This window comes from Paenibacillus sp. MT124 (assembly GCF_058792755.1).
In genome coordinates this window covers 3,884,166-3,895,592 of record NZ_CM179500.1, presented here as the reverse complement: position 1 = coordinate 3,895,592, position 11,427 = coordinate 3,884,166, and the positions used below count along the sequence as shown (strand labels likewise).

The window sequence follows — 11,427 nt, the reverse complement described above, 5'->3', positions numbered from 1 at the left end:
GTCCCACCTGACAGCCCGCGAATTAACTGATTGGAAGCTTGATGTCAATCAGCGTTCCCCAGCCGGGCTTGCTCTTGATGCACAGCTCGCTTCGGTGACCGTAGGCGAGCTGTATTCTTCTCTGTGTATTAATCAGACCTATGTGGTTCGCATCCCCTGTGTCACTAAACAACCTTTTACGCAGCTCGACCATCCGTTCCTCCGATATCCCATCGCCATTGTCAATGACGGCCAAACGCAGCAGGTTACCACAGCGCTGAATCTTGATTTTTACGGCCAGTTTCTGATCCGAACGGCTCAAGCCATGCTGCAAGCTGTTCTCGATCAGCGGCTGAAAGATCAGTTTGAGCACTTGGTATTTCTCCAGCTCCGCGTCGTACTCCCACCAAATGTCAAATCGCTCCCCATATCTTGTTTTCTGAATCGCGATGTAGCTCTTCGTATTAGTGATCTCCACGTTAAGCGGCACAAGTCCGTTTTGCCCGTCCAGAGAATACCGCAAAATATCGGATAAATGCTCTACGATGCTCGTTAGCTCGTTCGGCCCGTCGGTGTATCCGGCTGCCTTCCAATGTATTGTCTCCAGCGTATTGTAGAGAAAATGAGGATTAAGCTGTGACTGTAGGGCAGCGAACTGGGCAGCTTGCGTTTTATACTGGCTCTCCGAAAGTTGAACGCGCATGTAGTTGTGCTCAATGAAATTCTGCAACAGGCTGCGGATAATTTGGCTGTACACACTGTTACCCTTCGAACGGTGTAAAGGGAGAGGCTGGCCTTTCTCTGCGGCGTCCAGAATGGACATGATGATTTGGAGGTCTGAATAATTTTTCTTCGTCAGCTGAAAGGCTAGCAGAAGCGCAGCGACCAACGCCATGACCATCAAAACAGCCCCAATGCGAAGCAGACGATTGAGCGCGGTGTATAGAGATTGCTTCGGAGTGACGGAAATGAATGTCCAGTCGTAAGTCTCAGAGCTAATCAAGTTGATCAAGGCTTCCTCATTCGGAGCTTGCGTCGTAATAGAGCTGTTTTTACTCGAAATGACCTGTTTCAGTTCCTCGGGGCTTAGCTCGTACTTGGCATTATTCTGAAATATAACAGAGCCCTGTTGATCCACAACGGCGAGGAGCTGCCCTTTTGCGGTAGCGAGATCGTTCAGCCTGCGTTCAATATACTCACGTTTGATATTAAGGACGATAACGCCGGTAGTGTCGTCCGACACCTTAAAATTGCGGTACATGGTAATGACATCTGCATAATCGATTTCTTCGTTCAAATTATAGCGCGGAATCTTCCGGCTTTCCGTCCAGATCGCTTCGTAATGTTTATGCTGTAGATAGCTGTCGTACCATAAGTGATCTGGGTCCTCTCCAAGCTCGATAAAGCCTCCGGTAACGGACGAAATGTAGCGCTGGTTGTCGTTATTTAGATAGATATAGATAGAATCAATATAGGAGCTGGCAATGGAGGGTGAATCGATAAAGTTTTTTAGGACGGCCAGTTGTTGGTAATCCTCTGCCGATGGCAGGGGCTTGTTCAGCATATCCTTAAGGTTCATGAACTGGGTCGTGCTGGCGATAATATGCAGGTTCAAAGCGTTCTGTTCATTGAATAGGAGTTCAATGTTCTCTTTGGTTTGCTTCAGCATGTTCATGTTGTTGCTTTTGATACCTTGAACGACGTACTGCTGGGTTAGGAAAGCGGACAGAGCACTGAGAACAACGAGCGGGATCAGCATGGGCAAAAGAAAGGTCAGCAGGTTCTTGATGAAAAAGCGAACAGTAGTCGTGACCATACATTATTCTTCGTTCCTGTATTCTCTGGGAGTCACCCCGAAGAAGCTCCGGAACATCCTAGTGAAATTCTTGGCATTACTATACCCGACGATTTCACTGATCTCGTACGTCTTGCAGTGGGTGGTCTTCAGTAACTCGGCCGCACGCTGCATGCGAAGCTTCATTACATAATCGGAGAAGTTCTCGCCGGTCTTGGTTTTGAAGAATTTGCTTAAATAGAAGGGATTAAGAAAAACATGCTTTGCAGCGTTCTCCAGGGTAGCGGCGGACAAGTTATCCTGCAAGTAAGCTTTAACCTTCTCGATGGTCTGGTCCGCCAGGCTGTTCTCCGCGGACGATGCAGAGGGGGAAGGGACAGGCAATCTCTCATTGTCCATTTCACTTCGGAGATGTCCGAACACTTCGGCAATTTCCGTATATTTAGTAGGTTTTGTCAAATACCGCTTAACTCCATACTGTACAGCCAATTGTGCATATTCAAATTCCTTGAAGCCGCTTAGAAGAACGACCTTGACCTCTGAGCCTTGCCGATATAGCCGTTCGGCTACATCAATGCCCGACAGGGAGGGCATGCGGATGTCACAGAGAAGCACGTCCACAGGCTTCTCCTGGATAAAGGCGAGGGCTCCCTCTCCGTCGCTAGCTTGACCGACAACCTGATACCCAAATTCATGCCATGGGAAATAGTTACTTAGACCGTTGCGAATTTCGCTTTCGTCATCAGTGATTAGAAGATTGTACACGGCCCACACCCCGTTCTTTTTGTATTCTTAAAATTTGATACCTTTTTGGTCCTATGGAGTCTTTGATGCCAAGAAATGATCCCAAATGCTAATGAAAAGTGTCTTTAATTAATCGTCATATTAACGTTAAATAAAGTTACAAGGCGAGATACATGACTGAGATGTCAGGGGGAGTTTACAAAAAGAAGAATACGATAATTGAAATATAGCATAAGTTTTTTGTGAATTGTATGTTGATTCTCCCAATGAATAAGAGATTAAAGTGTGGGACTTCACATTCTCCTCCTTATGAGGGCTTCGTAAGATAATAACGATGTAAGTAAATATAACATTAAAGCTTGGTGGCAGACCAAATATTGAGACAAAGGAGGGGTTGCGCATGCTGCTAGAGCTTAAGGACGTAAGGACCGTTTTTAAAACGGACAAAGGGGAAGTCACTTCGGTGGACCAGGTTAGCCTTAAGCTGGAGAAGGGGGAAACCATAGGCATCGTCGGAGAATCGGGCTGTGGTAAGAGTGTTACCTCCCTCTCAATCATGAGACTGCTCGGCAAGAATGGCAGCATCAGGGAGGGGGAGATTCGGTTCATGGACAAGGATCTCGCGAAGCTGTCAGAGGCTGACCTGCGTCTGATTCGCGGCGGAGACATTGCGATGATCTTTCAGGAACCGATGACCTCTCTCAATCCGGTGTTCACTATTGGAAATCAATTGACGGAAGCCATCCGGCTGCATACTGATTTGAGGGGCAAGGCAGCTGAGGGATACGCAATCGAAATGCTTGAAAAGGTCGGAATACCCCGCCCTGAAGCAATCATGAAGAGCTACCCGCACTCTCTATCCGGGGGAATGAGACAGCGCGTGATGATCGCAATGGCACTTTCCTGCAAGCCGAAACTGCTCATTGCCGATGAGCCTACGACCGCACTGGACGTGACAATTCAGGCGCAGATCCTGAATCTGATGAAGGACCTTCGAGAAGAGATGGGAACTTCAATCATGCTTATCACCCATGATCTCGGCGTTGTTGCAGAGATGGCGGACAAGGTCATCGTCATGTACGCCGGTCAGGTGGTCGAGGAGACTGACGTGTTTACCCTGTTTGAGAAGCCGCTTCATCCTTACACACAAGGATTGATGAGATCCATTCCCCACATTGAATCCGATGCCGAGGAGGTGTTGGCCTCCATCCCTGGTGCGGTGCCTCCACTTACGAACATGCCGAAGGGCTGCCGATTCCATACTCGCTGTGAGTTTGCCGAAGCGAAATGTCTGTCCGAAGCACCGACGCTGCTGCCGGTTCAGGAAGGCCACCACGTGCGCTGCTGGATGGCACAACAGGAACCCGGTGCCTGGAATGCGCGAGAGGAGGAAGCTATATGACGCTTGTGGAACGCAGAGTGGCCCAAGAACCTCTACTTCGAATCGAAGGTTTGAAGACGTACTACCCTATTAAACGAGGATTGCTGTCTCGCACAGTTGGAAATGTCAAAGCGGTGGACGATATTTCGCTGGAGCTGTACCCAGGAGAAACGCTAGGACTCGTTGGTGAGTCGGGCTGCGGCAAGTCGACCATCGGCCGGAGCATCATCCGTCTTGAGAATCCAACGGACGGAAGAATTTGGTTTGAAGGGCAGGATATTACGAAAAGCACAATGATGGACCTCCGCAGGGAACGGACCAAAATGCAAATGATTTTTCAGGACCCATACTCCTCACTTAATCCCCGGATGCGGGTTCAGGAGCTGCTTGCCGAGCCGATGCGGGTGCATGGTCTGGCCACCGGAGCGGAGCTGGAGACAAGGATAGACCACCTGCTGGATACCGTCGGTATACCCCGAAGCTATAAGCAGAGATTTCCTCATGAATTTTCAGGCGGTCAGCGGCAGCGCATCGGGATCGCTCGTGCACTTTCCCTAAATCCGAAGCTCATCGTGTGCGACGAGCCGGTATCCGCGCTTGACGTTTCCATTCAGGCGCAGATTCTGAACTTGCTAAAGGAGCTGCAGCGGGAGCTGGGACTCACCTATTTGTTTATCGCTCATGGTCTCGGGGCCGTCAAGTATATCAGTACTCGTATCGCGGTGATGTATCTTGGCAAGGTGGTTGAGATCGGAACGAAGGAGCAGATCTTTGCGAACCCGCGTCATCCGTATACGCAAGCTTTGCTCAATGCTTATCCGGTTCCGGATCCCCGCAAGCGTGGACAAGAGCGGATCGTTCTTCAGGGAGATGTCCCCAGTCCCGCTAGTCCCCCGTCAGGCTGCCGGTTTCATACCCGGTGCGCGTACGCCCAAGCATTGTGCAAGGAGCAGGAGCCCCTTCTGCAAGGAGAAGAACACGCGGTGGCTTGTCATTATCCACTGACTGCCGGTTAAATCGCAAGAGAGGAGAAAGAGCATGTTTACTTACGTCATTCGCCGCATTCTGATTGCGATTCCCGTTTTGTTTGGCATTACGATCATCAATTTTGTCATCATCAACCTTGCGCCTGGTAACCCCATTGACATGTACATGACCCCGGATACACCTCCGGAACTGCTCGAGTTACGTAAGGAGCAGCTTGGATTAAACGATCCGATTATCGTTCAATATTTCAAATGGCTCGGTCAACTGCTGGCCGGCAATTTGGGATATTCCTTCAGCACCAGCGAATCGGTTGTCTCACTCATCGGTGAGCGTCTGGGGCAGACCGTGCTGCTCGGCATCTGTGCTCTGATTATTGGCCTTTTGATCGCGCTGCCAATCGGTATCATGAGTGCAGTCCGGCAAAACTCGAAATTCGACTATCTGATGACTGGACTCTCATTCGTCGGAACGTCCATTCCCCAGTTTTTCCTTGGTCTCTTATGCATTTATATTTTCGCTGTTCAACTGGGCTGGCTACCCGTCGGCGGAACAGAGGATCTTGGTGGTGGTGGAGGGTTAGTCGACCGGATCAGACATTTGGTGCTACCTTCCATAGCACTGGCAGTCGGTATTGCCGGACGCAAAGTGCGTTATATCCGGGCCAGTATGCTGGACGTATTGAAGCAGGATTACCTGCGTACCGCTCGAGCCAAGGGGCTCAAAGAGTTCTATGTTACCAACAAGCATGCCCTGCGCAATGCTCTGATTCCGATCATTACTGTTGTCGGGATGGAAATTCCGATGCTTTTCGGTGGAGCCGTCATTGTCGAGCAATTGTTTCAGTGGCCTGGCATCGGACAGCTGACCATTCAATCGATCATGTCCAGAGACTATTCGACCATCATGGGTCTAAATCTGGTCGCTGCCATGATTGTACTGGCTGCCAATCTACTTACAGATATTTTTTACTCAGTTGCTGATCCTCGTATCCAATATCAGTGAATGAAGGTTTATATTCCACGAAACAAACCACGAATGAGAGGAGGCGGATTCGATGTCTGCTGTACAAACCCCAGTTGCCGGAGGCGTTATCCTGCCGATTCAACAAGCAGAGCCCGAGAGCGTCTTCCGGCAAATGGCCCGACGGTTCCTGAAGCATCGGCTGGCCGTTGCCGGGCTGGTTGTTACCTTGCTGCTTATCCTTATAGCCATCTTCGCTCCTTGGCTAGCCCCGCATAGCCCTTATGCTGTAACCGCCGAATTTTCTGCTGCACCTTCCTCTTCCCATTGGCTTGGAACCGACCAGGTGGGAAGGGATGTTCTGTCCCGTCTCCTATACGCGACGAGAGTTGCTGTAACGGTAGGATTTGGAACAGTCGCCTTGTATGTCGCGTTTGGAACGATCATCGGTCTTTGGTCTGCTTATGTTGGCGGCTGGATTGATATGTTGGTCATGAGAATTACGGATATGTTCATGGCATTCCCCTATATGATGGTTATTCTCGTGGTTGTCAGTGTGCTTGGACCAACACTTTGGACGCTGGTACTTGTTCTTGCTCTATTCTCCTGGCCATCCATTGCCCGACTGGTTCGGGGGAGCGTACTGACGCTCAAGCAAATGGATTACATCAAAGCCGGAGTGGCTTTGGGGCTGAGCACACCGCGCATCGTCTTCCGTCACATCCTGCCGAATGCGCTGGCTCCCATTATCGTGAACGCGACATTTGGTGTTGCGGCGGCAATCATGGCAGAGTCCGGGCTAAGCTTTTTGGGCATGGGCGTACAGCCACCAACGGCCAGTTGGGGCAATATGCTGACGGATGCTCAATCTATTAGCGTCATGACGGACCAACCCTGGCTTTGGCTGCCTCCCGGCATCATGATCCTGGTGACGGTGCTCGCGATCAACTTCGTCGGTGACGGCTTACGTGACGCACTTGACCCGAAACAATAAGCTACATTGCATCTCTCAATGATGACATACAAAACGAGATATTAAGTGGAGGAGATCCGATGAAAAGGGTGCGTAAAGCTTGGATTTGCGGAGTATTGACATTATTAATGGTACTGGTCACGGCCTGCGGTACGAATTCTGACAGCAATACATCATCGTCTCCGGGCTCGGGTGGCGAAAGTACTTCTGCTTCCGGAAGCGCCGGTCAGCCTCTGTATATCGGCCTTGTAAATCCCGTGACGACATTCGATATCTTTAATTTGGATAATGCAGGTGTCTTCGTTAACTCGTTGATGAGCGATACCCTTGTTGCCATGAACAGCGATTATGAATTCGATCCGAAGCTTGCCGAATCGATCGAAACGACAGACAATCTGAACTTCACCATCAAGCTGAACAAGAACGCCAAGTGGAGCGACGGGGAACCGTTTACAGCAGACGACATCGAGTTCACGTTCCGCATGTTCACGGATGTTAACGTGAAGACCCTTCTCAACATGACGTTCGTCGCTGGACTGAATGAAGCGGGTAAGAGAGGGGAGGGGCAAACGGAGCTGGGATTTTTCGAAAAGGTGGATGATTATACTTTTGTCATTACCACGAAAAACCCGATGGAAACGAACCAATTCAAGAGTCAGTTCGGCACGTACTTCCGATATCTGCCAGAGCACATTTTGAAGGATGTGGCCCCGGTGGATCTGGACAAGAACGAATTTATGATGAATCCTACGGTCACCAACGGAGCCTACAAATTTGTCAAATTCGCCAAGGACCAGTATGTGCAACTCACCGCCAATGAGCAATATTACGAAGGTGCGCCGAATATTAAGGACATTTATATCAAAATGATGCCGGCGACGAATCTCGCAGCACAGCTTCAGACAGGTGACATACAGTTGACTTCTCCCGGTGTAGGTCTCATTCCGGTACAGGATTTTGAGAAGGTAGCGAATATGGCGAATGTGACCACAGGTTATGGAGATGCCAATAATCCAAACATCATGTTCATCAATACGAAGAAGTTCCCGGATCCCAAAGTGCGTCAAGCCATGGCCTATGCCATGAACCGCCAGCTCATTGTAGATCAATTGCTCAAAGGACAAGGTGAACTCGTGGATGGCATGCTCGGCCAAAAACACCCTTACTACAATAAAGATATCCCCCTTTACAGCTACGATCCAGAGAAAGCGAAAGCACTGCTGAACGAAGCGGGCTGGGACTTCAACCAGTCGATTGAATTCGTCGTCCCGACAGGCAACAAAATCCGCGAGCAAGCATCTGACATCATCGCTGAGAATCTGAAAGCAGCCGGTTTGAAAGTGCAAGTGACAAAGCTCGATTTTCCGACAACCTATCAAAGAGCCCTTAAGCACGATTACGACTTGACGGTACTCAATCTTGGCTTCATTCTCGATCCGAACTCCGTGCTGGGTCTGTTTAAAACGGGGGTTAGTTTTAATCTTGCAGATTATTCGAACGCCGAAGTCGACGAGCTGCTGGCCCAAGGAGCAGAAGAGCTGGAGCCATCCAAGCGTTTCGAGATTTACCAGCAGGTTCAGCAAAAGCTGCACGACGATGTTCCGGCAATTGCCCTGTATGCGGATAAGCAAATGTATGCGGCGGCCAAAAACCTGGACATTGGCAAGAGTCTCGATACCAGCACGGTGGGCTTGACGAACAACGTCGCCAAGTGGAAATTTACCCCTTGATTGATTAACGACCAGCTTCGGTCCAGGGAGGGCTGCAGATGCGGGATATGAGTAGCAAAAGGCCACCACTGCTGAGTGTAGAAGGTCTCAAGGTATATTATCCCATCAGGCAGGGCATTTTCTCGCAAGTCACAGACCATGTCAAGGCGGTCGATGGTATCAGCTTCTCCATTCCCGAAGGAGAAACGCTTGGTCTTGTTGGAGAATCGGGGTGTGGGAAGTCGAGTGTCGGTCGCACCCTGCTTCAACTTGAGACTCCTTATGACGGAAGGGTCTTCTATGCGGGCCGGGAACTGGCAGAACTCGGCAAGAGGGAACTTCGCCGAACTCGGGCGAGCATGGGGATGATTTTTCAAGACCCTTATTCCTCGCTAAACCCTCGAATGAGAATCAGTGATATTCTGGCAGAGCCTCTGCTGGCGCACAGAATTGAAAGTCGTTCGTCCGTTGCGGAACGGGTAGATCAATTAATGGAAACTGTCGGAATACCAAAAGAAGAAAAAGGCCGTTATCCTTATGAGTTTTCCGGAGGACAGCGACAACGTATTGGCATTGCGAGAGCTTTATCTCTAAACCCAAGGCTAATCGTTTGCGACGAACCCGTTTCCGCTCTGGACGTCTCGATTCAGGCGCAGATTTTGAATCTCCTGAAGAAGCTTCAAAAAGAGAAAGGCCTCGCTTACCTGTTCATTGGACATGGCCTCGGCGCAGTCCGCTATATCAGTGATCGAATCGCTGTGATGTATCTAGGCAAAATTGTGGAGATCGCAAGCCGGGAGAAGCTGTTCAGGGTGCCGAAGCATCCCTATACAAACGCTTTGTTAAGTGCCAATCCGGTAATCGATCCAAAGCTCCGTTCACGGAAACGGATAATGATTCAAGGGGATGTACCCAATCCGGTCAGCCCGCCAGGCGGCTGTCGTTTCCACACGCGCTGCCCAATCGCCAAAGCAATCTGTCGCGAATTCGAACCGGAGCTTAAAGGTCACGAGCATGCTGTTGCCTGCTTTGCATTTAATTGACGATTAGTCTGTACTTTGCTTTCTAGCGAAAATTGCATCCCAATAATAAGTGGCCAAAACGAAGGAGAGAGGTGTTTGGTATGAAAAAAGACATTATTGAAGAGGTTACCGCCTATATCGAAGGTACGAGAGAATTATTTATTGATGTAAGCGACTCGATCTGGGACTTCGCTGAGACACGATTCGAAGAGTTCGAATCAGCGGATTTGCTCTGCAAGACCTTGGAACAGGAGGGATTTGCAGTAGAGAAGGGTGTTGCCGGACTTGCTACCGGATTTGTAGGCAGTTTCGGGAACGGTTCGCCAGTCCTTGCTGTTCTTGGAGAGTTTGACGCTCTGGCCAGCCTCAGCCAGCAGGCGGGAACGGCAGTTTTCGATCCTGTTGTACCGGGTGCAAACGGACACGGCTGCGGGCATAATTTGCTCGGAGCAGGCTCTCTTGCGGCTGCTTTTGCGGTAAAGAATTATCTGCAGCAGCATGGTCTCTCCGGCACGGTTCGTTACTATGGATGTCCGGCTGAAGAGAGTGGATCCGGCAAAGCCTACATGGCTAGAGCGGGATTATTCCAGGATGTCGACGTCGCATTCTGCTGGCATCCTGCAACAATGAACGTGGTTATGCATATGTCCTCCCTTGCCAATCTGCATGTGCACTTCAAGTTCGCGGGCAGAAGCGCCCACGCTGCGGCCGCTCCCCATCTGGGGCGAAGCGCGCTGGATGCGGTTGAGCTGATGAACGTGGGAGTAAACTACTTGCGTGAGCATATGATTTCGGATGCCCGAATCCACTATGCCGTGACGAATACAGGCGGCTTTGCACCCAATGTTGTGCAGGCGGAAGCAGAAGTGAACTATCTGGTTAGGGCGCCCAAGTCTTCCCAGGTTGCTGAACTGTTTGAAAGGGTTCTCGATGTGGCTTGCGGGGCTGCATTGATGACGGGGACGAAAATGTCATACCACTATGAGGGCGGGGCTTCCAATCTCATCCCTAATGCGGCTCTGGAAGGCAAAATGCACGAGTTCCTGAGTGAACTTGAGCTTCCCGTTTATACCGAGGATGAATTGGCCTTTGCCCAAGAGATCTTTGCTATGATCCCTGAAGAGGATAAGACAAGTGCATCGCGACAGACTGGAAAGCAGGCCCATGACATGCTCTCGGCCCGTCCTCTTGCGGACTTCGTTGCTCCAATTATGGACACAATGAGGGTTATGCCAGCGTCAACGGACGTAGGAGACGTCAGCTGGAACGTCCCGACCGCACAATGCGGTACTGCGACCTGGGCTTATGGGACACCGATCCATGCCTGGCAGACTGTTGCGCAAGGCAAGAGCAGCTATGCACACAAAGGCATGCTGCTCGCAGGCAAAGTGATGGCGTGTACTGCCATTGCAGCGCTGCTTGATCCCGCCCTCATTGAGCAGGCGAAGGCAGAGTTATCGGAACGACTGGAAGGAGAGTCGTACGTTAGCCCGTTTCCTGATGATGTGATGCCTCCGAAGCTTTCCTTCTCTTCAAAAACGGCCGGAGCAGCATCTGAACAAACACCGGTGAAGGTGTAATTCCCAATCAACTGGATGTAGTGAATGATAATGGCCAAGAGAGATTCCCAAACCGCAATGAAGCTTCGCTGGACTGAAGGAGAAGATCGGCGGCTAGCCAGCCGCTGGTCGAACTCTCGGGTAACGTAGTCATCCGGCCAAACTCTGGAGAGAGCAAACAAGCCACCAAAGGGGACTACCCTGATGCTGAACTAGAATACTTCTTGTTATAGTCGCTGTTAATTGCGGCTTTTTTGTTTGGAACATATTTGTTGAATCCGCTAAATCTGAAGTCTTATGTAATTCATTAACCGAAGC

The 11,427-nt window shown here is 50.2% G+C and carries 9 protein-coding genes; 7 read left to right on the top strand and 2 right to left on the bottom strand.

All coding sequences use genetic code 11. The annotated features are described in order from the left end of the window. Positions 1 to 22 precede the first annotated feature (22 nt). The gene (locus tag AC3RCI_RS17485) at positions 23 to 1,795 is read right to left on the bottom strand and encodes a sensor histidine kinase (RefSeq protein WP_492525791.1); all 1,773 of its coding nucleotides are present in this window, start codon (positions 1,793 to 1,795) and stop codon (positions 23 to 25) included. A gap of 3 nt (positions 1,796 to 1,798) precedes the next feature. Next, the gene (locus tag AC3RCI_RS17480) at positions 1,799 to 2,539 is read right to left on the bottom strand and encodes a response regulator transcription factor (RefSeq protein ID WP_492525789.1); all 741 of its coding nucleotides are present in this window, start codon (positions 2,537 to 2,539) and stop codon (positions 1,799 to 1,801) included. Positions 2,540 to 2,912: 373 nt separating this feature from the next. On the opposite strand from AC3RCI_RS17480, the gene AC3RCI_RS17475 reads away from it, so the two are divergent. From AC3RCI_RS17475 to AC3RCI_RS17445, 7 genes are all read left to right on the top strand, one after another. Continuing rightward, positions 2,913 to 3,920, top strand: coding sequence for an ABC transporter ATP-binding protein (locus tag AC3RCI_RS17475; RefSeq protein WP_492525787.1), 1,008 nt, complete (start codon positions 2,913 to 2,915; stop codon positions 3,918 to 3,920). Then, on the top strand, positions 3,917 to 4,915 hold the full coding sequence (locus tag AC3RCI_RS17470; RefSeq protein WP_492525785.1) for an ABC transporter ATP-binding protein: 999 nt from the start codon (positions 3,917 to 3,919) through the stop codon (positions 4,913 to 4,915). The genes AC3RCI_RS17475 and AC3RCI_RS17470 overlap by 4 nt, the downstream gene beginning before the upstream one ends. 22 nt (positions 4,916 to 4,937) lie before the next feature. Beyond that, a complete protein-coding gene (locus AC3RCI_RS17465) occupies positions 4,938 to 5,888 on the top strand; it encodes an ABC transporter permease (protein WP_492525783.1) in 951 nt (316 codons plus the stop codon). A 52-nt stretch (positions 5,889 to 5,940) separates the two neighbouring features. Beyond that, entirely contained in the window at positions 5,941 to 6,840 is a 900-nt protein-coding gene (opp4C, locus tag AC3RCI_RS17460) for an oligopeptide ABC transporter permease (RefSeq protein WP_153978980.1), read from the top strand. A 59-nt stretch (positions 6,841 to 6,899) separates the two neighbouring features. Beyond that, the gene (locus AC3RCI_RS17455; RefSeq protein ID WP_492525781.1) at positions 6,900 to 8,549 is read left to right on the top strand and encodes an ABC transporter substrate-binding protein; all 1,650 of its coding nucleotides are present in this window, start codon (positions 6,900 to 6,902) and stop codon (positions 8,547 to 8,549) included. Between the two features lie 38 nt (positions 8,550 to 8,587). Next, positions 8,588 to 9,571, top strand: a complete 984-nt coding sequence (locus AC3RCI_RS17450) for an ABC transporter ATP-binding protein (protein WP_492525779.1) — start codon at positions 8,588 to 8,590, stop codon at positions 9,569 to 9,571. Positions 9,572 to 9,651: 80 nt separating this feature from the next. Then, positions 9,652 to 11,130, top strand: coding sequence for a M20 family metallopeptidase (locus tag AC3RCI_RS17445; RefSeq protein WP_492525777.1), 1,479 nt, complete (start codon positions 9,652 to 9,654; stop codon positions 11,128 to 11,130). The last annotated feature ends 297 nt before the right edge of the window (positions 11,131 to 11,427 follow it).